General features: G+C 71.4%; 25 protein-coding genes. 6 read left to right on the top strand and 19 right to left on the bottom strand.

Annotated elements, in window-relative coordinates; all coding sequences use genetic code 11:
• Nucleotides 1–17: 17 nt before the first annotated feature.
• From ACMCNO_RS04020 to ACMCNO_RS03980, 9 genes are read right to left on the bottom strand one after another with little or no spacing between them, the layout of a single operon-like run.
• Nucleotides 18–1,559, bottom strand: coding sequence for an FAD-dependent monooxygenase (locus tag ACMCNO_RS04020; protein WP_412748063.1), 1,542 nt, complete (start codon nucleotides 1,557–1,559; stop codon nucleotides 18–20).
• Nucleotides 1,556–2,614: a 3-oxoacyl-ACP synthase gene (locus ACMCNO_RS04015; RefSeq protein ID WP_412748062.1), complete on the bottom strand. Its 1,059-nt coding sequence runs from the start codon at nucleotides 2,612–2,614 to the stop codon at nucleotides 1,556–1,558. The genes ACMCNO_RS04020 and ACMCNO_RS04015 overlap by 4 nt, the downstream gene beginning before the upstream one ends.
• A complete protein-coding gene (locus tag ACMCNO_RS04010; protein WP_412748061.1) occupies nucleotides 2,611–3,339 on the bottom strand; it encodes an HAD family hydrolase in 729 nt (242 codons plus the stop codon). The genes ACMCNO_RS04015 and ACMCNO_RS04010 overlap by 4 nt, the downstream gene beginning before the upstream one ends.
• On the bottom strand, nucleotides 3,336–5,033 hold the full coding sequence (locus ACMCNO_RS04005) for a 3-hydroxyacyl-CoA dehydrogenase NAD-binding domain-containing protein (RefSeq protein ID WP_412748060.1): 1,698 nt from the start codon (nucleotides 5,031–5,033) through the stop codon (nucleotides 3,336–3,338). The genes ACMCNO_RS04010 and ACMCNO_RS04005 overlap by 4 nt, the downstream gene beginning before the upstream one ends.
• Before the next feature lie 18 nt (nucleotides 5,034–5,051).
• On the bottom strand, nucleotides 5,052–6,065 hold the full coding sequence (locus ACMCNO_RS04000) for an aldo/keto reductase (RefSeq protein ID WP_412748059.1): 1,014 nt from the start codon (nucleotides 6,063–6,065) through the stop codon (nucleotides 5,052–5,054).
• A gap of 28 nt (nucleotides 6,066–6,093) precedes the next feature.
• Entirely contained in the window at nucleotides 6,094–7,332 is a 1,239-nt protein-coding gene (locus tag ACMCNO_RS03995; protein ID WP_412748058.1) for a beta-ketoacyl-[acyl-carrier-protein] synthase family protein, read from the bottom strand.
• Nucleotides 7,332–7,571: an acyl carrier protein gene (locus ACMCNO_RS03990; protein ID WP_412748057.1), complete on the bottom strand. Its 240-nt coding sequence runs from the start codon at nucleotides 7,569–7,571 to the stop codon at nucleotides 7,332–7,334. The genes ACMCNO_RS03995 and ACMCNO_RS03990 overlap by 1 nt, the downstream gene beginning before the upstream one ends.
• Before the next feature lie 10 nt (nucleotides 7,572–7,581).
• Entirely contained in the window at nucleotides 7,582–8,622 is a 1,041-nt protein-coding gene (locus ACMCNO_RS03985; RefSeq protein ID WP_412748056.1) for a beta-ketoacyl-ACP synthase III, read from the bottom strand.
• A complete protein-coding gene (locus ACMCNO_RS03980) occupies nucleotides 8,619–9,671 on the bottom strand; it encodes an AfsA-related hotdog domain-containing protein (protein WP_412748055.1) in 1,053 nt (350 codons plus the stop codon). The genes ACMCNO_RS03985 and ACMCNO_RS03980 overlap by 4 nt, the downstream gene beginning before the upstream one ends.
• A 288-nt stretch (nucleotides 9,672–9,959) precedes the next feature.
• Here ACMCNO_RS03980 and ACMCNO_RS03975 point away from each other — a divergent pair, with 288 nt between their 5' ends.
• Nucleotides 9,960–11,513, top strand: coding sequence for a serine/threonine-protein kinase (locus ACMCNO_RS03975; RefSeq protein ID WP_412748054.1), 1,554 nt, complete (start codon nucleotides 9,960–9,962; stop codon nucleotides 11,511–11,513).
• Between the two features lie 33 nt (nucleotides 11,514–11,546).
• On the opposite strand, the gene ACMCNO_RS03970 is transcribed toward ACMCNO_RS03975, so the two are convergent.
• The 8 genes from ACMCNO_RS03970 to ACMCNO_RS03935 form a co-directional block, all read right to left on the bottom strand.
• Entirely contained in the window at nucleotides 11,547–12,461 is a 915-nt protein-coding gene (locus ACMCNO_RS03970; RefSeq protein ID WP_412748053.1) for a phytanoyl-CoA dioxygenase family protein, read from the bottom strand.
• 60 nt (nucleotides 12,462–12,521) lie between these two features.
• Nucleotides 12,522–12,875 carry a response regulator gene (locus ACMCNO_RS03965; RefSeq protein WP_412748052.1) on the bottom strand — a complete coding sequence of 118 codons (354 nt, stop codon included), beginning with the start codon at nucleotides 12,873–12,875 and terminating at the stop codon, nucleotides 12,522–12,524.
• A 143-nt stretch (nucleotides 12,876–13,018) separates the two neighbouring features.
• Entirely contained in the window at nucleotides 13,019–13,531 is a 513-nt protein-coding gene (locus ACMCNO_RS03960; RefSeq protein ID WP_412748051.1) for a shikimate kinase, read from the bottom strand.
• A complete protein-coding gene (gene aroC, locus ACMCNO_RS03955) occupies nucleotides 13,531–14,709 on the bottom strand; it encodes a chorismate synthase (protein ID WP_412748050.1) in 1,179 nt (392 codons plus the stop codon). The genes ACMCNO_RS03960 and aroC overlap by 1 nt, the downstream gene beginning before the upstream one ends.
• Before the next feature lie 126 nt (nucleotides 14,710–14,835).
• Complete coding sequence (locus tag ACMCNO_RS03950; protein WP_412748049.1) at nucleotides 14,836–15,882, bottom strand: ketoacyl-ACP synthase III family protein; 1,047 nt, start codon at nucleotides 15,880–15,882, stop codon at nucleotides 14,836–14,838.
• Nucleotides 15,883–15,969: 87 nt separating this feature from the next.
• On the bottom strand, nucleotides 15,970–17,142 hold the full coding sequence (locus tag ACMCNO_RS03945; RefSeq protein ID WP_412748048.1) for a 3-hydroxybenzoate 6-monooxygenase: 1,173 nt from the start codon (nucleotides 17,140–17,142) through the stop codon (nucleotides 15,970–15,972).
• Between the two features lie 86 nt (nucleotides 17,143–17,228).
• The gene (locus ACMCNO_RS03940; protein ID WP_412748047.1) at nucleotides 17,229–17,468 is read right to left on the bottom strand and encodes an acyl carrier protein; all 240 of its coding nucleotides are present in this window, start codon (nucleotides 17,466–17,468) and stop codon (nucleotides 17,229–17,231) included.
• Between the two features lie 56 nt (nucleotides 17,469–17,524).
• The gene (locus ACMCNO_RS03935) at nucleotides 17,525–18,547 is read right to left on the bottom strand and encodes a beta-ketoacyl-ACP synthase III (protein WP_412748046.1); all 1,023 of its coding nucleotides are present in this window, start codon (nucleotides 18,545–18,547) and stop codon (nucleotides 17,525–17,527) included.
• Nucleotides 18,548–18,960: 413 nt separating this feature from the next.
• Between ACMCNO_RS03935 and ACMCNO_RS03930 the strand changes: the two genes are divergently transcribed.
• Both ACMCNO_RS03930 and ACMCNO_RS03925 read left to right on the top strand, forming a co-directional pair.
• Entirely contained in the window at nucleotides 18,961–20,355 is a 1,395-nt protein-coding gene (locus ACMCNO_RS03930; RefSeq protein WP_412748045.1) for an MFS transporter, read from the top strand.
• Nucleotides 20,356–20,364: 9 nt separating this feature from the next.
• Nucleotides 20,365–20,658, top strand: coding sequence for an antibiotic biosynthesis monooxygenase (locus tag ACMCNO_RS03925; protein WP_412748044.1), 294 nt, complete (start codon nucleotides 20,365–20,367; stop codon nucleotides 20,656–20,658).
• 52 nt (nucleotides 20,659–20,710) lie between these two features.
• Here the strand turns inward: ACMCNO_RS03925 and ACMCNO_RS03920 are convergent, their stop codons facing one another.
• Entirely contained in the window at nucleotides 20,711–21,127 is a 417-nt protein-coding gene (locus ACMCNO_RS03920; protein ID WP_412748043.1) for a PPOX class F420-dependent oxidoreductase, read from the bottom strand.
• A 179-nt stretch (nucleotides 21,128–21,306) separates the two neighbouring features.
• On the opposite strand from ACMCNO_RS03920, the gene ACMCNO_RS03915 reads away from it, so the two are divergent.
• From ACMCNO_RS03915 to ACMCNO_RS03905, 3 genes are read left to right on the top strand one after another with little or no spacing between them, the layout of a single operon-like run.
• On the top strand, nucleotides 21,307–22,269 hold the full coding sequence (locus ACMCNO_RS03915; RefSeq protein ID WP_412748042.1) for an oxidoreductase: 963 nt from the start codon (nucleotides 21,307–21,309) through the stop codon (nucleotides 22,267–22,269).
• A 59-nt stretch (nucleotides 22,270–22,328) separates the two neighbouring features.
• Nucleotides 22,329–23,429, top strand: coding sequence for an AMP-binding protein (locus tag ACMCNO_RS03910; RefSeq protein WP_412748041.1), 1,101 nt, complete (start codon nucleotides 22,329–22,331; stop codon nucleotides 23,427–23,429).
• Nucleotides 23,429–24,805 carry an aldehyde dehydrogenase family protein gene (locus ACMCNO_RS03905; protein WP_412748040.1) on the top strand — a complete coding sequence of 459 codons (1,377 nt, stop codon included), beginning with the start codon at nucleotides 23,429–23,431 and terminating at the stop codon, nucleotides 24,803–24,805. Before ACMCNO_RS03910 ends, ACMCNO_RS03905 begins: the two co-directional genes overlap by 1 nt.
• A gap of 246 nt (nucleotides 24,806–25,051) precedes the next feature.
• On the opposite strand, the gene wrbA is transcribed toward ACMCNO_RS03905, so the two are convergent.
• Complete coding sequence (gene wrbA, locus ACMCNO_RS03900) at nucleotides 25,052–25,669, bottom strand: NAD(P)H:quinone oxidoreductase (RefSeq protein WP_412748039.1); 618 nt, start codon at nucleotides 25,667–25,669, stop codon at nucleotides 25,052–25,054.
• Between the last annotated feature and the right edge of the window lie 9 nt (nucleotides 25,670–25,678).

The following is a 25,678-nucleotide window of genomic DNA, read 5'->3' as shown; positions in this document are numbered from 1 at the left end:
TCTGTGATCAGGGGTGCTCAGCGGTGGCGGCGATGCCACGGCGCCAGCGCGCCGTGCAGTCCGAGGGGGTCGTCGATCGGGAGGCGCCGGACGACGTGCCCGTCCGGCCGGACCAGCAGGGCCAGCGGCGCGGGGCCGAAGTCGGCCACGGATGCGGGGTCGTTCGCGACGTCGACCACGGGCACGCCGGGCGGGGCGGTGGCCCGGATCACCCGGGTCCGCGCGGCCCAGGACGACCGTTTCGCGCGTCCCCGCCACAGCAGGACGGTGAGATCGTCTCGGGCGAGGGCCGGCCATGGGCCGGTCCGCACCGCGGCGTCGTCCGGCACGAACGCCGGCACCCGGTCGCCCGGCCCGGGCGGCCGGTGGGTGACCAGCTCCCGTACGGACGGTCCACGCCCGTACCCGACGCTGAGCTGGCTCAGCACCGGCGCCGCCACCCTTTGCACCACCCCGGTCCGGTGGGCGAGCCGGTACGCCGTGTCCCGGACCGCGATCTGCGCGGGGCGCGACAGCAGGCCCCACCGGGTCTGCAGGGTCGTCGTGGCGGTGACGCGCAGGGCCGCCCGCCGCCGGTCGGCGTCGTACGTGTCGAGGATGTCCGGCCGAAACGCACCGCGGATCGTCCCGCCGAGCTTCCACCCCAGGTCGACCGCGTCGAGGATGCCGGTGTTCATGCCCTGGCCGCCGGCCGGGCTCATGATGTGCGCGGCGTCCCCGGCGAGGAAGCACCGCCCCGCACGGAACTGGGAGGCGGTCCGGCACCGCAGCGTGAACGCGCTGCTCCACTCCAGGTCGTGCACCTCGCCGGAGCCGCGGGCGGTGAGCATCTGCTGGAACAGCTCCCGCGACGGCGGCCCGTCGCCGGGCTGCCGCGGGGGGATGCTGATGGCCATCCGGAACGTCCGGTCGTCCAGCGGGGCGAGGCCGAACGCACCGGCCCGGGAGTAGAAGTAGTGCATCTTGCGCACGGAATGACCACCCGACACGGCCGCGTCCGCGACCGCGAAGGTGATCTCCGGTGCGTCGCCGTCGAACGGCACTCCGAGCAGTTTGCGTACGGTGCTGTGCGCACCGTCCGCACCGACGAGCCAGCCGGTGACGAACTCCTCGGTGGAGGAGTCCGCGTGGCGCAGCACCCCGTGGACCGACTCGGCGTCCTGGCCCAGCGATTCCAGCGTGACGCCGCGCTCGATCCGCCCACCCAGCGCGTGCAGCCGCTGCGTCAGGATCCGCTCGGTGCGGTCCTGCGGAATGGTGAGGCCGTACGGGTACGGCGTGCCGCCCAGCTCCGCCATCGACACCTCGCCGAGCGGGCGCCGGTCGGAGTAGAACGCCACCGCGTCGACGCGGTGCCCGGCCTCGACCAGCGTGCCGGTCACGGAGATCCGGCGGAGCTGCTCGAGGATCCGCGGCCAGATGATCGCGGCCCGCGAATGGGTCGGCTTGTCGGGCGCCATGTCGACGAGCCGGACCGCGACGTCACGCGAGAGGAGTTCGCAGGCCAGGACGAGGCCGACCGGCCCCGCCCCGACGACGAGCACCTCGGCGCGGCTCACGGCCGGGCTCCCGAGCCGGCGGCGGTCGGCGCGGTGACGACGGCGCAGGAGAAGCTGAAGCCCGCTCCGGCGCTGATGACGAGCGCGGCCTCGCCCCGGGCGAGCAGACCGCCGCTGACCAGCCCGGCACAGTTGGCGGCGAGGTCACCGGCGCCCAGGTGCCCGGTGGCCCGGCCGAGGTCCAGGATCTCGGCACGGGTCAGCGACCCGACCGCGGGCAGGTACGTCTCGCGCCGCGTCCGGGCGCCGACCCGGGGCAGCAGCAGCCACCGGATCCGCGGGTCGTTCGCGGTGAGACCGGCGTCGTGCAGCGCGGTGGTGACGATGTGCCGCAGCGCGTCGTGCGCCTGCTGGTGAAAACCGTCGGCGCCGAGCCGCTCCAGGTACGCCTTCTTGGTGCGCTTCACGTCGATGCGGCCGCTGTGTTGCCGGGGCGCGTCGCTGAACTCATCGTCGCCCCGGTGCAGTTCCTCCGCGTCCGCGAGCGTGCTGGTCGACAGTGCGGCCAGCGTGAGCACGTCCGAAGCGTCGTCGCGGCGGCCCAGCACCATCGCGGTGGCACCGTCGCCGTAGTAGACGCCGTAATCCGCCGACCACCGGTCGAACGACGCCGCGTCGAACCGGTCGGCGGTGGTGACCAGCACCAGGTCGGTGCCGGGGTCGGCGAGCAGGCGCCCGGCGCCGATGCCGAGGCCGGTGGCGCCGCCGTTGCACATGGTCTGCACGCCGATCGCCTCGGCCCGCGTCGCGCCGAGCCCCCGCACGACGTAGTGGGCGGGCGACCAGAAGTCGTGGCCCTGGTGGTGGATCCACGCGTGCACGCCGAGCGTGAGCCGCGACGCGGCGACACCCGCGTCCGCCAGGGCGGCTTCGGCTGCCCGTACCGCCATGTCCGGCGCGGCGACGTCGGCGGACACGGGCAGCGCGGTCACCCCCGATTCGGCGGCGGCGTCCGCGGTCAGGCGGCCCTCGGCGACGGCCCGGTCGATCGTCTCCGCGGACCCGGGCAACCAGGCGTGGGCCGCGCGGATGCCGATTCCGGCTCCGAGTCTCATAGCGTCTCCTCCGTGACCGCGACGGCGGCCGTGGTCTGGGTGGTGAGCGGCCGGTCGCGGTGGACCACACCGGGCAGGCGGTCCCACCGGTACCGGGTGGCGGCCCGCGCGAGGACCGGGTCGTCGCCGACGACCACCGCGGCACCGACCGCGGACAGCATCGGAAGGTCCGAGGCGTGGTCGCCGATCGCCAGGCAGCGGGCCGGGTCCACGTTCGTGGCCGAGGTCAGTGCGCGGACCGCGTCGGCCTTGCCCTCGCCGATGACCGTGGGCAGCAGGACATCGGTGTACCGGCCGTCCGACACGACCGGCCCGCCGCAGAGCGTCCACGTGGCGTCCACGTGGCGGGCGATCGGAGCCAGGCAGGGTTCGAAGGATCCGGACACGAGCGCGAGCCGGGATCCGCGGGCCTGGAGCGCCCCGCAGAACGCCAGCGCGGGCTCGTGGAAGAACCCTCCGGCCGCGAGTTCGGTGTCGAACCATTCCCGGCCGTGCCGGAGCACCGTGTCGGCGCGCGCACCGGCGAACGCGCCGTAGTAGAGGCGGTTCAGCTCGGACCTCGGCGCGCCTTCCGCGGCCCGGCGGTCGAGCCCGCCGACGACCTCGGCGTACGTGGGTGACCCGGCCGCCGCGCGGGCGAGATGGAAGTCGAGGAAGCGCAGCATGCTCTTGACCGTGATCAGCGTTTCGTCGACGTCGGCGAAGAGGATCTCGGGTGTGGTCATGCGGCCCGCCCCGCAACGCTCGGCACGTGCGACCGCCGCCGGACGTGGTCGCGTACGCCACGGCCCGCCTTCTGCCCCAGGTCCCCGGCGGCGACCAGCTCGTCCAGCAGCCGCACCGGGGCGAGTGCGGCCCCGCCCAGTTCGTCGTGCAGCCGCCGCAGGACCGCCTGCGCGACGTCGGCTCCGACGACGTCCACCAGCCGGAGAGGGCCGATGGCGAAGCCGCAGCCGGACCGCATGGCGGTGTCGAGCGCGGCGGGCTCCACCACGCCGTCCTGGACCAGCCGCAGCGCATCGTTCAGGTACGGGAAGAGCAACGCGTTGACCAGAAAGCCGGTCCGGTCGGGGCAGACGACCGGATGCTTGCCGAGCCGGCGGCACAGCTCCAGCGCGGTCGCGCGGACGTCCGCTGCGGTGCGCAGCGTGGGAACGACCTCGACGAGGGCCATCGCGGGTGCGGGATTGAAGAAGTGCAGTCCGATGACGTCGGCGGCGCGGCCGGTCGCCATCGCGCACTCGATGACCGGCAGGCTGGACGTGGTGGTCGCGAGCACCGCCCCGGGCCGGCACACCCGGCCGAGGCGGGCGAGGAGCTCCCGCTTCACCGTCAGGTCCTCGGCGACGGCCTCCACGACCAGGTCGCAGTCCGCGAGGTCGGCGAGGTCGGCGGTGCCTTCGCACCGGGACAGGTACGCCTCGGCCTCCTGGTCGGCGATCCGGCGCTGGCGAAGTCCCTCGCGGACGGCCCCGATGGCGTCGGCGGCCCGCCGGCTGCTGCGGCCGACCAGCCGGACAGAGTGGCCGCCGAGGAGGAAGACCTCGGCGATCCCCGCCGCCATGGTCCCCGCCCCGACCACGCCGACCCGCCGGACCGGCCGGACGACATGCTCGGCGGACGTGGCACGGCCGGGCGTCTCCTGTGGACGGCCCTCGGAATAGTGGTGGAATCCCCGGCCGCCGCCCTCACCGGTGAACCCCGCCGCGGCCATGCGGCGCAGCAACAGGGTCGGGGCGGGGGCGGCCGGGCCCCGGCGGGCGTACAGATCCGTGAGCGACGCCAGTGCCACGTCGAGGCCGATGCCGTCGAGCATCCGCAGCGGACCCTCGGGCAGCCCACAGCCCAGCCGCATGGCGTCGTCGAGCTCGGCCGCCGTGGCCTCGCCACGCTCGACGACCCCGGCGGCCCGGTCGAGCATCGCCAGCACGAGGGAGTCGACGACGAGACCACCGGTCTCGCGTACGCGCAGCACGGTGTGGCCGAGTTGCTTGAACACCCCGGCGACCGCGTCGCTGACCCGCGCGTCCGCGCCGCCCTCGACGAGTTCCACGACCCGGCCGATGCGCGGCTCGCCGAGCCGCGCGACCACCAGCCGTTCCGGCCGGTCGAGCAGGCCCGCCAGGGCTGCGTACGGCGTGTGCACCGACGTGGTCACGACCGGGACGGCCGGGGCGGCGAACCGTCCGGCGAGCGCGATGCCACGCCGCGTGTCCGCAGGGGTGTCCGGCCCGCCCACGATGACGAGCTGCACGTCACGCAACGCCCCGGGGTCGGAGCCACCGGCGTCGGCGCTCAGCGCGACGACGTCCGCGCCGTGGTGTGCCAGCGACGCGGCCAGCCGGTCGGCGACCGGGCCGGACCCCACGACGCCGATGCGCGCGAGGGGCACGCCGTCCAGGTGCAAAGGTCGAGTCATGTCGTCCTCCGACGGGGCTCAGTACCGGCTACCGGTGGCGGGCGGGGCATCGGCCAGCGCGGCGAGGTCTGCCTCGGTGAGCACCACGTCCACGGCGGCCGCGTTCTCCCGCAGGTATCGCGTGTTCTTGGTGCCGGGGACCGGGATGACGTGCCCGCCCTGGGCCAGCACCCAGGCGATCGCGACCTGGGCGGGGGTGGCGTCCAGCCGGTCCGCGACGGCGCGGATGACGTCCACGATGCGCAGGTTGGCGGCCAGGGCGTCGCGCTGGAAGCGCGGCGACCCCGCCCGGAAGTCCGAGCCCTCGAACGTCGCACTGTGCAGCGTTCCGGTCAGGAACCCGCGTCCGAGCGGAGCGAACGGCACGAACGCGGCCCCGTTGTCCGCACACCAGCGGACCACGTCCCCGGACCCCGCCTGACCGGCGCCCGCCGCGGCCGGTCCGGCTACGGCGGTGTCCACGCCGCCCAGCGCGTCGCGGGTCCACAGCGACAGTTCCGACTGGATGGCCGCCACCGGGTGGATGCGATGCGCCTGCTCCGCCTCCGCGACGGACACCTCGGACATGCCGAGGTGCCTGACCTTCCCGGCCCGAACCAGCTCCGCCATCGCCCCCCAGGTCTCGGCGAGCGGCACGGCGGGGTCGATCCGATGCAGGTAGTAGAGATCGATCACGTCGGTGCCCAACCGGCGCAGGCTCTCGTCGACGGCGGCCGCGATGTGCGCCGGCGAGCCGTCGCGGTGCATCGCCTTGGTCGGCAGGTCGTCCACCACGAGGCCCGCCTTGGTAGCGAGCACCACCTCGGAACGCCGTCCGGCGATCGCCCGCCCGACGAGACGTTCGTTGTGCCCGTCGCCGTAGATGTCGGCGGTGTCGAGGAAGCCGACCCCGAGGTCGAGGGCGGCCCGGATCACGTCGACCGACCGGTCGTCGTCCCGGCTGGACTCCTGGTACGCCCAGCTCATGCCCATGCAGCCGAGGCCCACGGCACCGACCTCGTACCCCGTGTTTCCCAGCTTCCTCGTCAACATCGGTTTCTCCTTGTTCTGGACCGGCGGCTCAGGCCGGGGTGATTACGAGTGCGGCGTTGTTGCCGCCGAACCCCATGGAGGTGCTCACCGCTGCGGTCAGCGGTCCCCGGCGGGCCGCACCGGCCACGACGTCGACCTCGACCCGCGGGTCGATCCGCTGCAGGTTGGCGGTCGGCGGGACGACTCCGTCCCGCAGCGCAAGCGCGGTGTACGCCGCCTCGATCGCGCCCGCTCCCGCGAGGGCATGGCCGGTGACGCCCTTCGTCGACGTCACCGCGACGCGGTCGCCGAACACCCGGTGCAGGGCGCCGGCCTCCGCGACGTCGTTCAGCGGCGTCGACGTGCCGTGCGCGTTCACGTGGTCGATGTCCTCGGGGGCCAGCGCGGCGTCCGCCAGCGCCAGGCGGACCGCGCGTTCGATGCCCGCTCCGGTCGGCTCCGGCGCGGTGGCGTGGTGGGCGTCCGCGGTGGCGGCGTACCCGGCGATCCGGGCGTGTACCCGGGCGCCCCTGCTGCGCGCGTCCCCGGCGCGTTCGAGCACGAGCATGCCCGCGCCCTCCGCGGCGACGAAGCCGTCGCGGTCGATGTCGAACGGCCGCGACGCGGTGGCGGGGTCCGAGCGCCGGACGGACAGGGCACCCATCCGGCCCAGGGTGGTGACCGTCGCCGGGGTGAGGGCGGACTCCGTACCACCGGCCACGACGATGTCGCACGCCCCGGACAGCAACAGGTCCCGCGCCACGCCCAGAGCGGTGGTGCCGGAGGCACACGCGGTCGCCGTGACGAGCCCGGGCCCCCGCGCTCCGCAGTCCATCGCGACGTAGCCGGCGACCATGTTCACCATGCCCATCGGGACGGTCAGCGGCGACACATCGTCCGGGTCGCCGGCGTAGAAGGTCCGGTGGGCGCGCTCGACGGTCTCGGTGCCGCCCAGCGAGTTGCCCACCACGACGCCGACCCGCTCGCCGGGCCAGGCGGCCGGGTCGAGTCCGGAGTCGGCGATGGCCTCGCGGGCGGCGACGATTGCCAGTTGAACGAAGCGGTCGAGCCGCCAGGCCAGTCGCCGACCGAGCAGGGCGTCGCCGTCGAAGCCCGGTACCCGGCAGGAGAAGTCCGTCGCAAGGCCGGCCAGGGCGGCGTCCTGCGCCGCCGTGGCCGTCCCCGCGATGACCCGCTGCCAGTTGGCCGTCACGCCGATCCCGGCTGCGGTCACCAGGCCGATGCCGCTGATCGCGATGTCGCCACGCCCCCGTCGGTCGTGTGACATCAGACCAGTGCCGCCTTGGCATCGACCAGCTCAGCTGCGTCCTTGACCGTGAAGGACGGCTCCAGTTCCCACGAGTCCAGTGCGATACCGAACTCCTTGCGGACGACCAGCGCGAACTCGACGAGGATCAGCGAGTCGAGCGCCAGCTCCTCGAACGTCGCCTCGTCGGTGATGTCGGCCGCCGGCACGCCGAACCGCTCGTCGAGCAGGGCACGCAGACGGTCTTTCGAAACAGACATGACACTTCCTTCAGTTCGAGTGGTTCAGGTCGGGGTGGATCGTGGGCAGCGGTTCGACCGCGATGTCCGGCCAGCGGATCGCCGCGGAACCCCAGGTGAGGCCGCCACCGAAGCCGGTGAGCACGACGCGCTGACCGGGTACGAGGTCCCCCCTGCAGGCCGCGTCCTGCAACGCGAGCGGAATGGACGCCGCGACCGTGTTCCCGACGCGGTCGAGGTTCGCCACCACGGTGCGGCGGTCGAGGCCGAGCTGGTCCGCGACGGCGTACAGGATCCGGATGTTCGCCTGGTGGGCGACGAACCGGTCGATCTCCTCCGGATTCCAGCCGACGGTCCGCAGCAGGGTCTGCGCGGACTCGCTCATCCGCAGGACCGCGTTGAAGAAGACCTCCTTGCCGCGCATGCGGAAGTACCGCGCGGCGTCCTCGACCGGTCCGGCCGTCGCGGGCTGACGCGACCCGCCGGCGGCGACGGTGATCAGATCGCTGTGCTGTCCGTCGCTGCCCAGGTCGAAGCCGAGTACGGCACCGGGTTCCCGGTCGTCACCGGCGCGCAGCACGACGGCTCCGGCCCCGTCCCCGAAGATCGCGCGGGTGGTCCGGTCGGCCGGATCGAGGATCGTGGAGAACGTGTCCGCTCCGATCACCAGCGCCCGCCCGGCCAGACCCTGACCGATCATCGCCGAGGCGGCGGCCAGCGCGTACACGAAGCCGCTGCACACGGCGGCGACGTCGAACGCCGCCACCCCGTTGAGGCCGAGGCGGTCGGCGACCGCGGGCGCCGTGGCCGGGCACGGATGGTCCGGCGTGCTGGTGGCCAGGACGATCAGGTCGACGCGGTCCGTCCCCGCCGAGGCCAGCGCGCGCCGGGCCGCCTCGACCGCGAGGTCGGAGGTCGCCGTGCCCGGGTCGACCACGTGCCGCCGGCGGATGCCGGTACGGCTGTGGATCCAGGCGTCCGACGTGTCCAGTTCCCGGCCGAGTTCGTCGTTGGTCACGACGCGCGGCGGCACCCAGCCCCCGAGTCCCGCGAGTACGGCGGCCCGGGTCACCGGGCACCGGCCAGTCGCGGCTCGACCTGCGGAAGGGTCGTGGTGAACAGCACGCCACCGGCGATGACGGCATCGTGCTGGTGGACGGACACCTGCCACGCGCGCACCTCGGGAAGTGCGGCGGCCAGGACCGGATCCGGGTCACCGCCCGGGTGGACGCGTACCTCGACCGGGGAGTCCAGCTCCGCGTAGCGGGCGAACGACAGGTCGAACCCGGCCATGGTGGTGCGCTCCGGGGCGGCCCCGGTGAGGCGCGGTCCGGCGAGGACGCACAGCTGGCGGGCCGCATCGGTGAGGACCATGCCGGGCACGTGGTCCTGCGGATGGTCGAACGTGCTCGGATTGTCCACGGCCGGCCGGACCGTGGCGACGGCCTCCCCGGCGTCCACGACCGCGTCGCGGAGCAGCACGTTCGCCGGATCGCGGCGGCCGACCCGGGCGGGGATGACATTCGACGCGACCGCGGCGACGTCGTCGGACGAGGGGGCGGCGCCCCGCCTGCCCCGGTTGCGCAGGTACGTGTAGGTCTCCGCGGACAGGTACGCCACGTCGATGGTGACGTCGCCGACCGCGATCCCGTCGATCGACATGCCGATGCCGTACGACAGCCCGCCCGTCCGTTGTCCGACGAGTTGCCGTCCCCGCGTGCGGACCGTCATCGCGAGTTCGGCGGGCCGGTTCGCCGACGGTGCCGCCAGCAGCCCCGGCAACCGCATCGACCACGACCGGAGGATGAACTTCTCGTCCGGGCCGATGTCCTGGAAGAGGTGCCCGCCGTACGTCTCGGCCTGGCGGCAGCACTCCAGCAGCAGAGTCGGGTCGACCACGGTCCGGTCCAGCAGCTGGTCCCGGTAGTACGCGTGCGACGGCGGCACCTGCGCCGCGACGACGTACGCCGAATCCGAGACCTTGCGGCCGTCGGTGATGAACACCTCCGAGATCGACGCCCGGTGCACCGTGGACCGGTCGACCGTTCGCTGGAACGCCAGCGTGGACAGCGCCGCGATCGTGTCGTCGATGCGGGACGACTCCTCGCGTTGCACGGTCATGTGGTTCCTCCCCCGTTGCGTGACGTTCCGCCGACCGGCTGTGGCCGAGCGGAGCGCCCTCCTGACGTGCCGACGTCGATCGACCTGCGTCACCGATGTCCGCCGCGTGCAAGATCGACGCTAGTCAGCGGAGCTTTCAGATCGCTTGCATCGCCCTGTCAGCGGTGAAAGCCGAGGTAGGCGGCGATGGGCTGATGTCCGTACATAATCGCGAATCCGTCGGTACCGCCCCGTTCCCGGACCAAGGGTCGCCCGCGGCGCTGGACGCGGCTTGTAGCGTGCATGCGCGTGACCAAACCCCTACGGCCCGATGATCCGCGCCGGCTCGGTGGCTACGAGGTGCTGGCCCGGCTCGGCGAGGGCGGCATGGGGGCGGTGTACCTGGCGCAGGATCTCGACGGGCGGCGGGTGGCGCTGAAGCTGATCCGGCCGGAACTCGGCGCCGATCCCGAGTTCCGGGCACGGTTCCGCAGCGAGGTGAACCGGGCCCGCCAGGTCCCGCCGTTCTGCACCGCCGCGGTGCTCGACGCCGACCCGGATCACCCGACGCCGTATCTGGTCGTCGAGTACGTGGAGGGCGCCGACCTGGGGCAACTCGTCCGGCGCAACGGGCCGCTGCGCGGCGGAAGCCTGCACAGCGTGGCCGTCGGGGTCGCGACCGCCCTTGCTGCGATCCACAGTGCCGGCGTCATCCACCGCGACCTCAAGCCGAACAACGTGCTGTTCTCACTGGGCACCCCCAAAGTGATCGACTTCGGGATCGCGCGTGCGGCGGACTCCGGCACCGAGTTGACCCGGCCGGACCAGATGGTCGGCACGATCTCCTACATGGCCCCGGAACGCTTCGCGACCGGGGACGAGCGCCGCCCGGACGGCCCGGCGGCGGACATCTTCGCGTGGGGCGTCCTCGTCGCGTACGCGGCGACCGGCCGCACCCCGTTCGCGGCCGACTCCCCGGTCGCCACCGCCGCCAAGATCCTCACCCAGGAACCGGACCTGACCGGCCTGACCGGCCCGCTCCGTGACCTGGTCACCGCCGCCTTGACGAAGAAGCCGGACGACCGGCCGACCGCCTCCGAACTGCTGGACGGCCTGCTGACGGTCGGCGACGTCGCCCCGTCGCGGCGCCGTCCACCACCGGAAAGCCGTCCGCGCTCCCGGCGGACGGCCGCGCTGCTCGCCCTCGGCGCGGTGGTGCTGCTCACCGCCGTGGTGGCGATTCCCGGCCTACGGCAGTGGTTGTCTCCGACGCGCTCCGCCGGGCCCGCACTGGCCGACACCATCACCCAGCCGCCGAACCGGTTCGCCGAGGACTTCGCCAACACACCCACCACAGAGCGTGGCTGGCGGCCGGATTCCGGCTGCCACGTCGAGGAGGACGGCCTCGCGATCGTTCCGCGCATGGCGTCGACACGTCTGTGTCGAGGCCCGTTCGCCGGGAGCAACATGGTCATCATGGTCGACGCCCGCCCGACGGATACCGCCTACTGCCCGGCGATCTGGCTGCGGCTCGCCACGGAAGGAAGCCTCCGGATCACGTTGTGTCCGGAGCGGATCACGGCTGGGATCGACGTTCCCGACCAGGTCTACACCACTGATTTCGCCCACGCGGTGCCGATCCTGGACGATCCGCTGGACTGGCATCGAGTTCTGATCGTCGCCAACGGGCCGCACCTGGATGTCTCGGTGGACGGCCGGCCACTGTTGCACAGCGACAAGGCCACCCCGCAGTCGGAAGGCGGGCTCGCGCTCGGCGCGGCGCTCGGCGACGGTAAAAGGTCCGACCTGGACCTCGATGCCCGAGCTGCCACGTTTCGGAACCTTCGGCTGCTGCGGCTCTGATCCGGGCGCAACGACGGCACCCCGGAGCGCCCGTCAGCCGACAGTGCGCCACGGTGAGAGGTCGAGCCTCGGGTAGCGCAGTGCCATGCCGGCCAGCGTCTCCGGCGTCCAGTAGGGGTGTCCGGGTGGCGGAAAGCCGAAGGCCTGAAGCTGGCGCGCAGTAGCACTGCCCACGAGGTCGACCCATTCGCTGGTGAAGCTCCGCGCGGCCCAGGCCACGCGCTGCCCCCAGTGCAGGGTGGACGGCCGGAATCCCAGGTGCATGCTGAACCGGGCGCCGCGCGGCGCGGTCAGCTGGGTGCCCCGATGGAAGGTCCCCGGCTCGAAGGCGATGACCGTTCCGGCCGGGCCCGCCCCGGTGACCTCGGCTCCGTAGAGTTCTGGGCTTCCGGAGTCGTCGCTGAAGCGCGAGGTGCCTTCCTGGCCCGGGCGCAGGAACCAGTTGGGCACGGCGGGCAGGTCGGCGGTGTGCCTGCGGGAGACCAGGTGCGGCGGGCCCAGTTCTTCAGGTACGTCGTTGAGGAAGACGAACATCTCCACCTGCCGGCAGCCCGGCGTGGTGCTGGGCACCAGGACGGTGTGGTTGAGGTAGTCGCGGTGCATGTCCTGGTCGTAGTCGCAGGCGCCGGTGTATTTGGCCCAGGCTTCCGCGGCGTAGATGTGGATGTCGTCGGTGCCCAGCAGCGTCGCGGCGAGCGTCAGCACGCGATGGTTCACGGCCAGCAGGCTGAGTTCGGTGCTGGCGAACGGCAACGTGTCGATCCCGGCGAACTCGTCGCCGAGGAAGCGTTCACGGCGCGGGTCCGTGCCGTCGTGGAAACCGTCGGCCGACGGGAACAGCAGATCAAGCTCGCCGACCGCGGATTTCAGCTCATCGGCCGGAATGAAGCCGGGAAGGATCACGAAACCATCGGTCTGCCAGGCCCGCGCCGCGTCTTGGAGGTCCACCGCGTGATGATCTGCAAGGCGATGGTCGCGACGCAACCACATTTCAGCGCGAAGCGGGGGTTACGCCACCGCGGCAGACAGCTTGCCCACGGCCCGGAACAGCTCAGCGCCGGTGAACGGCTTGGCTAGACAGCCCACACGCCCACTGGTGATGCGGGCCAGGTCCGCCGGGTTCCGCAGCCCCGTCAGGACCAGCGCGGGCAGGTTCGGGACGCGCTGGCGCAGCCGGTGCAGCAGGGTGTCTCCGTCGCTGCCGGTCTCCAGCACCACAGCCTCGGGCATCCCGTGCCGGTCCACCGCGGCAATCGCATCGTCGGCGCTGTCGGCGAGGAGCACGGAATGTCCGTGGCTGCGCAGACACGCAGCGATCACGTCACGGAGTTCGACGTCGTCGTCCACCACCAACATCTGCATTCCGCACCTCCGCCATCGCTCCCCCTACCTATCGCCGGTCGCGGCCAGGGGGTTGAGCTTCGCTCCTCCAGCGGTGCAATCACGGGGCCAACGTCCCGAACCGGACACGCGGATCAACATCGCCAGATCGGGGTGGCCCCCGATCACGGTGTGCGGTGGTGCAGCGTGGCCACGACCTCGGCGGCGATCTCGACCGGCTCGCGGCCGTCGGTGGTGACGGTGTGCCGGGCGACCTCGACGTAGAGCCGGCGGCGCTGTTCCAGCAGGACCTTCATGGTGGCGTGCGGGTCCGTCGCCAGCAGTGGGCGGCCGGCACCGAGACCGACCCGCCGGACAGCGTCGGAAAGCCCGACCGACAGGAACACGACCGTGTGCTCCCGAAGCAGCTTGCGGGTCGCCTCGTCCAGCACGGCACCGCCGCCCAGGGCCAGGACACCGGCGAAGGACGCCAGCGACGAGGCGACCACCTCGCGCTCGAGCACACGGAAGGCGGGCTCGCCGTCCTCGGCGAAGATGTCCGGGATCGGCTTGCCGGCCCGTTCCTCGATGATCGAGTCGGTGTCGGCGAAGGCGACACCGAGCGCCGAGGCGACCCCGAGCCCGATGGTGGTCTTGCCGGCGCCGGGCGGGCCGACCAGGACCGCGACCGGAAACATCAGCGGATCACCAGCGCGCCGAGGTACGACGCGACGTTGCGCTGGATCTCGGCCACCGAGTCGCCGCCGAACTTCTCGGTCGCGGCCTCGGCCAGCACGAGGGCCACCATCGCCTCGGCCACCACCGCGCCGGCCGGCACCGCGCAGACGTCGGAACGCTGGTTGATCGCGGTGGCCGGCTCGCCGGTGGTGACGTCCACGGTCTGCAGCGCCCGGTTCAGCGACGAGATCGGCTTGAGCGCGGCGCGGACCCGCAGCGGCTCACCGTTGGTGATACCACCCTCCAGGCCGCCGGCCCGGTCCGTGATCCGCTTGACGCCGCCCGTTGCGGGGATGATCTCGTCGTGCGCCACCGAACCGCGCGAGCGGGCCTGGGTGAAGCCGTCCCCGATCTCGACGCCCTTGACCGACTGGATCGACATCAACGCGGTGGCGAGGCGGGCGTCCAGCTTGCGGTCCCACTGCACGTGCGAGCCGAGGCCCGGCGGCACGTGGTAGGCCAGCACCTCGACGATGCCGCCGAGGGTGTCGGCGTCCTTCCTGGCGGCGTCGACCTCGGCCACCATGCGGGCGCTGGCCTCCGGGTCGAGGCAGCGCAGCGGGTCGGCGTCGATGCGGTCGGCGTCGTCGGGGGTGGGGATCACGCCGGTCTTGGCGGCGACCGAGCCCAGCTCGATGACGTGCGAGACGATGTCGATGCCGAGGGCCTGTTTGATCAGGTTCTTGGCGACCACGCCGACGGCGACCCGGGCCGCGGTCTCCCGGGCGCTGGCGCGTTCCAGGATCGGACGGGCGTCGGTGTGCCCGTATTTCTGCATACCGGCCAGGTCGGCGTGACCGGGGCGCGGGCGGGTCAGCGGGGCGTTGCGGGTCTGGGCGGCCAACACGTCCGGGTCGACCGGGTCGGCCGCCATCACGGTCTGCCATTTCGGCCACTCGGTGTTGCCGACCCGGATGGCGACCGGGCTGCCCAGGGTGATCCCGTGCCGGACGCCGCCGATGACCTCGACCTCGTCCTGCTCGAATTTCATCCGGGCGCCGCGCCCGTAGCCCAGGCGGCGGCGCACGAGGTCCCGGGTGATGTCCGCACTCGTGACCTCGATCCCGGCGGGAACACCCTCCAGCAGCGCGACGAGCGCCGGTCCGTGCGATTCACCTGCGGTAAGCCAGCGCAACACGGTAGGTGACTCTCCTGACGTCGTATGTGAACACCGCCCGCGGCCAACGGGGGATGGCCGCGGGCGGTGTCGCCTGATGCCGGTCCGGCAGTCGAAGACCCGCGAGTCGGGTCGCGGGAGCGGGCCCTACTCCGCGCGGGCGGGGCGTTCCAGGATCTCCACCACCGCCGAGGTCCAGTTGAAACCCAGGCCGATTCCGGTCAGCAGGATGCGCTGCCCGGGCTCGAGCAGACCCTGACGAGCGAGGTGGTCCAGCGCTCCGAACTGGTCCGTTGCGCCGACATGACCCACCTCCCGGGACCATTCCCACAGCGTACGGTCGATGGTCAGGTCCAGGGGATCCAGCACCTCCTGCTGCAACATGGTGCGGCCGAAGTTCGGGAAGACGATGTGGTCGGCGTCGGCGGGTCGCATGCCGGCCTCCTCGGCGGCGAGTGTGACCGCGCTAATCAGCGCCTTGTTCATCTGCTTGAAGATGGCCGACAACCCACCCTGGCTCGCCGCGAACTCCTGCATGCGGTTGATCAGGCTGATCGGGTACAGCGTGGGGTCAGCGGGGTCGGGATTCGTCTGGAAGGGCAGGCTGGCCCGCTGAGCGCCCTCCAGCTCAGCACGGCTCTCGGTGACCACCGACAGCACCCGGGCGAATCCCGGGCGCCGGGACAGGACCGCGGCGCTCGCGCCGTCGCCGAGCACCAGTCCCACGTAGGCGCGCCACCGGTCCCACACCGGCAGGTCGAACCGGTCGGCGGCGGTGATCAGCGCGGCGCCGTTCTCGGGGCCGGCGGAGAGGTGTGCGGCCACCAGCGGGAGCGCGGCCATCGCGCCGTTGGACTGCTGCCGGATCTCGAACGCGACGCCGCTGCCGTCGACGATCTGGTGCTGCAGGTAGGAGGCCACGTTCCAGCCGTCCAACCCGGCGAATCCCGACGTGGCGTGCAGGAGCAGGGAGAAGTCACTCGTCGGCAGGCCGGCCTGCCGCACCGCCAGCTTGCCGGCGCGTACGGCCATCTCCGGATGCGAATCGTCGTCTCCCGCGACCGTCACCGACACCTGACCGGTCTTGCGCTGGACCGCGTCGTCATACCAGCCGGCGTCGATCGCCGTCTGCACCGGTGTCGGCTTGGGATACCAGGAGCCGACACCCGCGATGTAGAGCTCGTCGTATTTCACGATGTTCCTTTCAGATCCAAACGTTGCGCCGGGCCGGTTCACCGCATCCGGTCCGCCAAGCCGGGACCGGGTTGCGGGCGACCGCGGTCAGAGCCGGTCGGGCGCGTACAGCCAGTCGACCGTGTCGTGCAGCTGACGGGCCGTGCGGGCGGCGAACCGGGCGTTGCGCTGCTCGGCCATCCGTCCGGCCGGGTGGTAGAGCTGGCGACCCATCCGCCGGGCCAGCAACTGGATCGCGCGGGTCCGGTCCCGTCGCTCCGCGGTGAACTTCTGGAAGGACTCGCTGAAGTCGGTACCGTCGGCGGGCACCAGATCCCCGAGGACGACCGCGTCCTCCAATGCCTGGCAGGCGCCCTGGGCCGCGTACTGGAGCATGGGGTGGGCGGCGTCACCGAGCAGGACGACGCGCCCGTCGGCCCAGTTCGGCACCGGGTCGCGGTCGCACAGCACCCAGGACTTCCAGTTCTCACCGAGGTCGAGGAGTTGCCGGGCGGTCGCGCCCACCGCCGGGAACTGCTCCAGCACGTACGCCTTGTCCACCGGCTCGCCGATGACCGCCTCGGTGGCGCCGTCGTCGCGGGTGGCGGCCAGATTGAAGTATTCCCCGCCCGCGATGGGATAGTGCACGAAGTGCCATCGCGGCCCCGCCCACAGCGTCACCGTGTTCCACCGCAACCGCTCGGGCACCTGCGCCATCGGAATGACCGACCGGTAGATCGTGTGTCCCGAGATCCGCGGCAGGCCGTCGCCGACGACCTGCTGCCGCACCCGGGAATTGATCCCGTCCGCACCGACGAGTGCCGCGCCGGTGACGCTGTCGCCGGAAGCCAGACGGACGGTCACCCCGTCCTCGGTCTGCTCGTAGCCGTCCACGGCGGCCTCGGTGCGCAACTCGATGGCGTCGGAGGCCCGGCAGGCTTCCAGCAGCGGCGCGTACAGGTCGATGCGATGCACCACCGCGTACGGGTTGCCGAACCTGCGCCGGAACTCGCCGGTCAGCGGCATGGAGGCGATCTGTTTGTCGGTGGTGCCGTCCATGAAGCGCAGCTCGTCGATGAAGACCGCACGTTCGCGTACCTGATCGCCGACGCCGATGCGATCCATCGCTGCGAAGGCGTTGGGGCCGAGCTGGATTCCCGCACCGAGTTCCGTGAACGAGTCGCGCGCCTCGAGAACAACCGCCTGGTGACCGCGGCGGGACAGGGTGAGGGCGGCGGCCAGTCCGCCGATCCCACCGCCGGCAATGATGATCCGTGCCATACCACTTCCTCTCCTTGCCGGGCGGTCGCCGTCGTCGCCCGGATGCCGGCCCTTCTCTGACGGAGCAGGGCCCAGGTGTCGCGGGATCAGACCAGTGCGCGCTTGGACTCCACCAGCGCCGCGGTTTGTTCAATGGTCTTGACCGCGGCGATCTCGCTGTCCTCGACGCTGACGCCGTATTCCTTCTCCAGCACCACGGCGAGCTGAACCAGGACCAGTGAATCCAGTTCCATCGTCTCGAACTCGGCCGTCGGGTCGATCTTCTCGGCCGGCACCTCGAGCCTGTCGACCATGGTGAAGACGATGAATTCAATGATGTCCGTCATCGCGGTTCCTTCCGTACCTCTCTGGTGGTGCGTCGCCCGTCCCTCGGACGTCGCGGTCAGCAGGACTCGATCTCCGGCCAGATCAGGGCGGTCGAGCCCCAGGTGAGACCGCCGCCGAAGGCACTCAGCAGCACCCGGTCACCGGCTTGCACGGTGCCGAGGCGTACGGCGTCGGCGAGGGCCAGCGGGATGGAGGCCGCGGAGGTGTTGCCGACGCGGTCGAGGTTCACCACCGCCCGGCGCCGCTCGATGTCCAGGAAATCGGCCAGCGACTGCAGGATGCGGACGTTGGCCTGGTGCCCTACCAGGTGATCGACGGACGCCGTCGGCCAGCCGATCCGGTCGAGCAGGGCCTTGGACGACTGGCCCATGCGGGTCACGGCGTGCGTGAACACTTCGCGTCCGCGCATGGTGAAGTAGAAGTCGGCCGGGTCGGGCTCGACGTCCTGCGCTCGCTGCCGGGAGCCGCCGGCCGGAACGGTGATCAGGTCGGCGTGTTCGCCGTCGCTGCCGAGGTCGAAGCCGAGCAGGGCGCCGGGTTCTGCCAGGTCACCGGCGGTCAGGACCGCGGCGCCGGCCCCGTCGCCGAAGATGACCGCGCTGCTGCGGTCCTCGGGATTCAGGATGGTGGAGTAGGTCTCGGCGCCGATCACCAGGGCACTCTCGGCAAGCCCGGCCACAATCAGGCTGGACGCGGTGGCCAGGGCATAGATGAAGCCCGTGCACACGGCGGAGACGTCGAACGCCATGGCGTGTCCGAGCCCCAGCCGGGCAGCCACCGCGGGCGCGGTGCCCGGGCAGGGGTGGTCCGGCGTGGTGGTGGCGAGCACCACCACGTCCACGTGCGACATGCTCGCCGCCTTCAGCGCCCGGGCGCCGGCCTCGACCGCCAGATCCCCGGTGGCCGTGCCGGATTCCGCCCACCGGCGTTCCCGGATACCGGTGCGCGAACGAATCCATTCATCGGTCGTGTCGAGGCGCTCGGACAGTGCCGCGTTGGTGACGACACGCTCCGGCAGGAAGGTGCCCAGGCCTTGGATGATCGCGGCACGCCGCCCGGCGCGGGGAACGACACTCACGTCCTGGGCCTCCGTTACTGAGAAGGAAATTGACTCGCAGTTCGTACAGATCGGCTCGGCACCGGTGGACACCAGAAAGGGCCCCCGAATTGTCGGCTCGCAAGAGCAGCGGCCTTGACCGGGACCGTTAGGGGCCGCCGGCACCGCGACAGCATTGTGGGCACGAATTGTCGCCGCAGTGGAACCGACCGGTTGGGACTTCGTCACCTCGGGCCGGTCCCCCGGAACTCATGTCCGGCCTAGGTGACGAAGTATGGCTCATGAGGTCGACGACCATCTGGCCTGCGCCGGACGATGACCCACTGGCAAGCTACTCCCCTCGAACCTCGCCGTGGCGTCGGAGCGAAAGGTTCCCCATGTCTGCGCTTAACCAAGTAACGGGTGCGAGCAGCGACGGTCTCCCCGCGGAGCGCATGACGACACGACAACGGACCGCTCTGTTGCTGCTGCTCGGCTCCACGTTCCTGCTCGCCGCCGACCTCTCCCTGTTGAACGTGGCCATTCCACTCATCGGCGAGCAGCTGCGTTTCTCGGTCGACAACCTGCAATGGATCGCCACCTCGTTCGCGTTGACCGCCGCCGGATTCACGCTGTTCTTCGGCCGCATCGCCGACCTCTTCGGGCGCCGGCTGTTGTTTCTGCTGGGCATGGCACTGCTCGCGGTCTCCTCTCTGGTCGGTGGACTGGCGGACGACCCCGCGGTGCTCATCTGGGCCCGGGTCGGGCAGGGCGTGGCGACGGCGATGTCCGCCCCGGCCGCGTTGGCCCTGTTGACCATCACCTTCCCGGAGGGTCCGTTGCGTTCCCGGGCACTGGGTGCCAACGGGGCGATGGTGTCCGCCGGATTCACCGTCGGCGCCGTTCTCGGCGGGCTCCTCACCGACCTCTTGAGTTGGCGCTGGGCCTTTCTCATCAACGTGCCGATCGGCGCCCTGATTCTGCTGCTGGCCCCGTTCGCCCTGGCCGAGAGCAAGACCGCGGCACGCGCCCGGATCGACGTGGCCGGCGCGGTGACCGTCTGCGGCGGACTCGTCGCCCTGGTGTACGGCGTGTCGCGCGCCGGCGATCTGGGCTGGGCCAGTCCTGTCGTGCTCGGCTGCCTGGCCGCCGCCGTGGTGTTGCTCGTCGCGTTCTGGATGATCGAGTTGCGGTCGGCGGCCCCACTGGCCTCGGTATGGATCATGCGGAAGCCGACCGTGCGCTGGGGTAACCTCGGCGGTCTCGCGGCCATCACCATGCAGACCGCGGTGATCTTCCTGGTCACCCTCTACCTGCAGGAGGTTGCGGGTCACTCACCGATGACGACCGGGCTGGCCTTCGGCGTGGTCGGCGTGGCAGCGTTCCTCGGCGGCGTCACCGCACCGCGGCTCATCGGCCGCTTCGGTTATCGCCGGTCACTGGTCATCGGATTGGCCCTCCAGGCGGTCGGACCGGCCGGACTCTTCCTGTTCACCGACGCACGAACCAGCCTCACGCTCGTGCTGGTCGTGCTCTCGATCGGCGCGTTCGGCCACGTGACCGCGGTCGTCTCCTACATGGTCACCGGGACATCCGGTCTGCCGGGCCAGGAGCAGGGGCTCGCGGCCGGGCTGGCGACGATGACGCAGCAGGTGGCGCTCGCCGTCGGCATCCCGGTCATGAGTGCCGTGGCGGTCGGCCGGATCCACCAACTGGAGGCGGACCGGTTGCCCACGGCCGAGGCCGTCCTCGGCGGGGTGCATCTGGCGTTGGGCATCGACGCGGCGATCGTGCTGGTCGCCCTGGTCCTGGTCGCGACGTTCCTGCGCCGGCGCGCGCAGGCTGAATAGGAGGATGACATGACCGCTGTGGTGGAGCTGACCCGGTTCCGCGTGGATCCCGCGAAGGCAGAGGCGCTGCGCGCCGCTCGTCCCGCCATGCTGGCGGACTTCCGGGCGGATCGTACGGGCTTCCTCGAGGCCCGCCTCGTGCAGGTGACCGCCGAGGAATGGTTGGACATCGTCTGGTGGGCCAGCTCCGAAGACTTCGCCGAGTCGCGCGCCAAAGGCGCCAACCGGCCGGGAATCGCGGAATTCTTCGGTCTCATCGACGCACTCGTCAGTTCCGAACAGGGAACCGCGGGAGACCGCTGAAGGATGGTGCCCGCGCCCCCTCCCGATGCCGGGCATCGGGAGGGGGCGTCGTTCAGTCGGAGATTCCCGAGTACGCGACGACGCGTTCGATGCGCATGCGGACCAGCAGTTCACCGGGTACGCCGTTGCGGGCGCCGTACTGTTCGGCGAGTTCCTCGCCCATGTAACGTGCGCCGATCCGGGTCGCCCAGTACCGCGACTCGGTCAGATCCTCGCTGAGGGTGGCGTGTCCGCGCAGCATGACGAACGCGTACGGCGGCTCCTCGCCGTCGACGCACAGGGCCACCCGCCCGTCCCGAGCCATCCGGCGTCCCTTGGCGGAATTCCTGCCGGTGTTGAAGAGCACGTCGTCGCCGTCCACGACGAACCACACCGGAACCACGTGCGGTGCCCCGTCGGCGCTGGCGGTGGCGAGCTTGCCGGTCCGTGTGCCGTGCGTAATGAATGCGCGCCATTCTGCATCAGTCATGTGTTGTGCCATCGCTCCATTTTGTCCTCTCCAGAGCGCACGGTGAAGCGACCTGACAAAGAATTCTTCGACGCGAATTACCTGACAGAATCACCGTTTCGCTATTGCCAATGCAGGGACCGCACCGATTGAGTCGTCGCGAGAGCCCGCCAGGGCGTCGCAACCGCGAGGAGAGCACGATGACTTCAACGTCCGGAACCGACACCGCCGTGGCCGCTGCCGCCGGTACCTTCCTGCTCGGTGGTGAGCTGCCGATCCGCCGGATGGGCTACGGCGCCATGCAGCTCGCCGGCCCGGGTGTGTGGGGCCCGCCAGCGGACCGGGCGAAGGCCGTCGCGGTGGTTCGCCGCGCGGTGGAGCTCGGCGTCAACCACATCGACACCAGTGACTACTACGGTCCGCACGAGGTCAACCACATCCTGCGCGAGGCGCTGCACCCGTACGCCGACGATCTGGTGATCGTGACCAAGGTCGGCGCCCGCCGCACTCCGGACACGGCCTGGCCGTCGGCGCTGCGGCCCGCCGAGCTCCGCCAGGCCGTCCACGACAACCTCCGTCACCTCGGCCGGGAGCACCTGGACGTGGTGAACCTGCGGATCGTCGAGGAGGCCGGCGGCCTGTCGCCCGCGGACTCGATCGCCGAGCCGTTCGGAGCTCTCGCCGAGCTGCGGGAGCAGGGACTCATCCGGCATCTCGGGGTGAGCAACGTGAGCGTCGCCCAGTTCGAGGAGGCGCGTTCCATCGCTCCGGTCGTCTGCGTGCAGAACGAGTACAACGTGATGCGTCGTGCGCACGATGATCTGGTGGACACCTGCGCGGCGGAAGGCATCGCCTTCATGCCGTTCTTCCCGCTGGGCACGTTCACCCTCTTCCACGACAAGGAGCCCGGCGCCGACGCCAAGGTCCCGCTGGCCACCACGCTGACCGGGCAGGCCCTCGACCAGGTCGCCGCCCGGTTGGGGTCGACGCCGTACCAGGTGGCGCTCGCCTGGCTGCTGCACCGGGCAGCGAACATCTGCTGCATCCCCGGCACGTCGACCGTCGCGCACCTCGAGGAGAACATCGCGGCGGCTTCCCTCGCGCTGTCCGACGAGGACCTGCGGCTGCTCGACACCGTGCAGTCGACCGAACTCCCGGTCTGACGGCCGATGCCGTCCCCGTCTCACCACCAACACTTCGCGGCCTTCCTGGGAGGAACACCATGCCGCCCGTCGTAGACCCCATCCTCGAGCTGCCGTTCGATCAGCAGCCCAACGAGCAGGAGTTCCTGCGTGCCGCCATGCGGTGGCACTTCTCGCCGGAGACCGGATCGAGGTTCTGGCTGGCCCAGGCCGAATCGCTGGACTTCGACCCGATCGCCGACGTACGTACCTTCGATGATCTGAGGCGCTTTCCCAACGTGGCGAACCAGCTGCGCGACGTCCGGGCGGAGGATCTCGTCCCGCGCGGGTACGGCCCGTCGCCGGACATCGTCGGCGTCTACGACAGCGGCGGCACCACCGGTGCGCCCAAGCGGGTCGTCCTGCTGCGGGAGTGGCTCGACGTCCTGATCGCGCACAGCAGCGCCCAGCTTGACGCGCACGGCGTACCGCGGGACGTGAACTGGCTGATGGTGGTGCCCTCCGGACCGCACATGGTGGGCGAGACGTTCATCCAGCTCGTCAAGCACCGCGGTGGCGTGCCGTTCACGGTCGACGTCGACCCGCGGTGGGTGAAGAAGCTCATCGGCCGCGGCGCCAAGGAGGAGGCGCTGGAATACACCGAACACCTGGTCGACCAGCTGTCGTACGCGTTGCAGTCGCAGGACATCGGGGTGTTGATGCTGACCCCGCCGACGCTGGAGCGGCTCAGCCGGCGCGACGACCTGGTCGAGCTGGTGCGCAAGAAGGTGCGGGCCATCATGTGGGTGGGCACCCAGCTGGATCCGGACACCCGGCACCTGTACCGCACCGAGCTCTTCCCGGAGGCCACCTTCGTCAGCGGGTTCGGCAACACCATGACGCTCGGACACGTCACCGAGCGCCCGGGGCTCAGCGACGACGAGCCCTGCGTGTACGACCCGTTCTCGCCGTACATGACGTACCAGGTTGTCGACGAGGCGACCGGCCAGCCGGTCCCGTACGGCGAGCGGGGACGCGTGATCATGCACTACGTCGGCAAGAGCCTGCTGCTGCCCAACAACCTGGAACGCGACTACGGCACCCGGATTCAGCCGCTGCCCGGCCTGCTCGGCGACGCCATCGCCGACATCGCGCCGGTCAAGGAGTTCGACAACGAGACCGTCATCGAAGGGGTCTACTGATGGTCGAGCGGCCGGTCCTGCTCGACGCGCTGACCGCGACGGGCTCCTACCGGGCCCGCCGCAGGGCGGTCATCCCGGACGTGGCGGGCGTCCCCTTCGCCGAGCTGAGCCTGACCCCCAAGCTGCTGGTCGCCCGGTCCATGACAGCGCTGCGCGGCACGCCCGTGCTGCCGGCGGAGCAACGCGCGGCAGCGCTCGAACGCGCCGCGACCATGTTCGTCGAGGACACCATCGGCGGGCTCACGTTCGCCGAGTACACCCATGCGGTCAGCCGGGTCTCCGGCGTGCCGGTCACCACGGTACGCACGGCCGGTCGGGGCATCGCGCACGCCGCCCGGATGGCCACGTTCGCGGCGTACCGGGCACGCCCCGATGGCGCTGTCGGCGGTTGGCGGGACCCGGCGACCCGGTCGGGCCGGGCGGTGTGGACCCGGCGCGGCGAGGTGCTCGCCGTGCTGGCCGCGGGCAACCATCCCGGCCCCAACGAGCTGTGGTTGGAGGCGCTGGCGCTGGGTTACCGGGTCGCCGTCCGTCCGTCGCGCCGGGAACCCTTCACCCCACACCGGCTGGTGTGGGCGCTGCGCGCGGCGGGGTTCGGTGCCGAGCAGGTCCTCCTGCTGCCCACCGACCACGACGCGGCCGACGAGGTGCTCGATGGCGCCGACCGGAGCATCGTCTACGGCGGCGACGACGTGGTCCGCAAGTACGCCACGGACAGCCGGGTGCTCACCCAGGGACCGGGACGGTCGAAGATCCTGGTGACCGCGGATGCCGACTGGCGGCGGCACCTCGACACGATCGTCGACTCGATCGCCCACCACGGCGGTGTCGCCTGCCTGAACACCACCGCCGTGCTGGTCGAGGGCGACCCCGGCCCGCTCGCTCGGGCGCTGGCCGAGCGCCTGGGCGCGTTGCCGAGCCTGCCGCCCGAGCACGAGGATGCCCGCCTGGCCGTCCAGCACGTGGACGGTGCGCGGCGACTGGAGAAATACCTCTTCCAGTTCACCGAGGGCACGCGGGCGTGGACCGGTGGGGACGGCATCGTGGACGAGCTGGGCGACGGCAGCGCCGTACTGCGCCCCGCCGTGCACCAGCTCGATCGGCTCGACGTGCGCACGATCGGCGTGGAGCTGCCCTTCCCGTGCGTCTGGGTGGCGCCGTGGACGCGCGAGGACGGCGTCGCTGCACTGCGGAACACCCTGGTGCTGACCGCGCTCACCGGCGACGACACGCTCTTCGACGCGCTGGTCGACGAACCTTCGATCAGCAACGTGTACCGGGGGGACCACCCGACCTACTGGATCGAGCCGGGTGTGCCGCATGACGGCTTCCTCGGCGAGTTCCTGATGAAGAGCAAGACCGTCATCCGGGACTGACACCACCCGTACACAGCAGGGCCCGACCGCCGCGGCGGTCGGGCCCTGCTGTGTGTCCGGCTCGTCCACGACGCGTGCGGCCCGGCCAGACGATGACGCCTCCAGCCCGTCCGTGCCGCGGCGGGACCCACCAGGAAGACGGCCACCACGCCGACCGCGGCGACCACCGCGGCCGGAGGGCGACACGACGGAGGGGACCGCCGAGTGGCGATCCCCTCCGTACTGTCAAGCTGGCCGGCTGCGGGCTCAGCTCTGCTGCAGACCCCGCTTGAGGGCGTCCGCGATCTCCACCGTCCGGCGCGCCTGGAACGCCACCGCGGCGAGGTTGTCCTCGTGCACCGCGCTCGGCTGGTTCTTGGAGACCCCGCTGACGCCGTACGGGTTGCCGTTGTGCTCGGAGAACTGCACCGGGTCGGCCCAGCCCGGCGGCACGATGATGGCGCCCCAGTGGTAGAAGGTGTTGTTGAGCGCCAGGAGAGTGCTCTCCTGGCCGCCGTGGGTCTGCGACGTCGAGGTGAACGACGAGACCACCTTGTTGACCAGCTTGCCCTGGAACCACAGACCGCCGGTGGCGTCGATGAACTGCTTGAGCTGCGCCGCGGGAAGCCCGAAGCGGGTCGGCGTCCCGAACAGGATCGCGTCGGCCCACTCGAGGTCGGCCAGCGTGGCCTCCTCGACGTCGACGGTGGCGGTGCGGTGCTCGGCCCATGCCGGGTTGGTCGCGATGACCTCCTCCGACGCGAGCTCCGCGACGCGGCGCAGGCGCACCTCGGCGCCGGCCTTCTCGGCCTCTTCGGCTGCGGCGCGGGCCAACTGGTGCACGTTGCCGGTGGACGAGTAGTAGATGACGGCGACGTTTGTCACGAGTCGTGT

Origin of the sequence: Krasilnikovia sp. M28-CT-15 (assembly GCF_047159595.1) — a bacterium.
Lineage (GTDB): Bacteria > Actinomycetota > Actinomycetes > Mycobacteriales > Micromonosporaceae > Actinoplanes.
The sequence above is the reverse complement of the archived record's forward strand: the minus strand, read 5'-3'. Positions and strand labels throughout refer to the sequence as shown.

Bases quoted from the DNA above. Each gene is read 5' to 3' on its own strand.
- ACMCNO_RS03915 (WP_412748042.1), top strand. From the start codon at position 21,307: ATGACTTCAACGTCCGGAACCGACACCGCCGTGGCCGCTGCCGCCGGT.
- ACMCNO_RS04000 (WP_412748059.1), bottom strand. From the start codon at position 6,065: ATGTTGACGAGGAAGCTGGGAAACACGGGGTACGAGGTCGGTGCCGTG.
- ACMCNO_RS03925 (WP_412748044.1), top strand. From the start codon at position 20,365: ATGACCGCTGTGGTGGAGCTGACCCGGTTCCGCGTGGATCCCGCGAAG.
- ACMCNO_RS03920 (WP_412748043.1), bottom strand. From the start codon at position 21,127: ATGACTGATGCAGAATGGCGCGCATTCATTACGCACGGCACACGGACC.
- ACMCNO_RS03940 (WP_412748047.1), bottom strand. From the start codon at position 17,468: ATGACGGACATCATTGAATTCATCGTCTTCACCATGGTCGACAGGCTC.
- ACMCNO_RS03945 (WP_412748048.1), bottom strand. From the start codon at position 17,142: ATGGCACGGATCATCATTGCCGGCGGTGGGATCGGCGGACTGGCCGCC.
- ACMCNO_RS03995 (WP_412748058.1), bottom strand. From the start codon at position 7,332: ATGTCACACGACCGACGGGGGCGTGGCGACATCGCGATCAGCGGCATC.
- ACMCNO_RS03910 (WP_412748041.1), top strand. From the start codon at position 22,329: ATGCCGCCCGTCGTAGACCCCATCCTCGAGCTGCCGTTCGATCAGCAG.
- ACMCNO_RS03930 (WP_412748045.1), top strand. From the start codon at position 18,961: ATGACGACACGACAACGGACCGCTCTGTTGCTGCTGCTCGGCTCCACG.
- ACMCNO_RS03980 (WP_412748055.1), bottom strand. From the start codon at position 9,671: ATGACCGTGCAACGCGAGGAGTCGTCCCGCATCGACGACACGATCGCG.
- ACMCNO_RS03960 (WP_412748051.1), bottom strand. From the start codon at position 13,531: ATGTTTCCGGTCGCGGTCCTGGTCGGCCCGCCCGGCGCCGGCAAGACC.
- ACMCNO_RS03905 (WP_412748040.1), top strand. From the start codon at position 23,429: ATGGTCGAGCGGCCGGTCCTGCTCGACGCGCTGACCGCGACGGGCTCC.
- ACMCNO_RS03990 (WP_412748057.1), bottom strand. From the start codon at position 7,571: ATGTCTGTTTCGAAAGACCGTCTGCGTGCCCTGCTCGACGAGCGGTTC.
- ACMCNO_RS04005 (WP_412748060.1), bottom strand. From the start codon at position 5,033: ATGACTCGACCTTTGCACCTGGACGGCGTGCCCCTCGCGCGCATCGGC.
- ACMCNO_RS04015 (WP_412748062.1), bottom strand. From the start codon at position 2,614: ATGAGACTCGGAGCCGGAATCGGCATCCGCGCGGCCCACGCCTGGTTG.
- ACMCNO_RS03965 (WP_412748052.1), bottom strand. From the start codon at position 12,875: ATGCAGATGTTGGTGGTGGACGACGACGTCGAACTCCGTGACGTGATC.
- ACMCNO_RS04010 (WP_412748061.1), bottom strand. From the start codon at position 3,339: ATGACCACACCCGAGATCCTCTTCGCCGACGTCGACGAAACGCTGATC.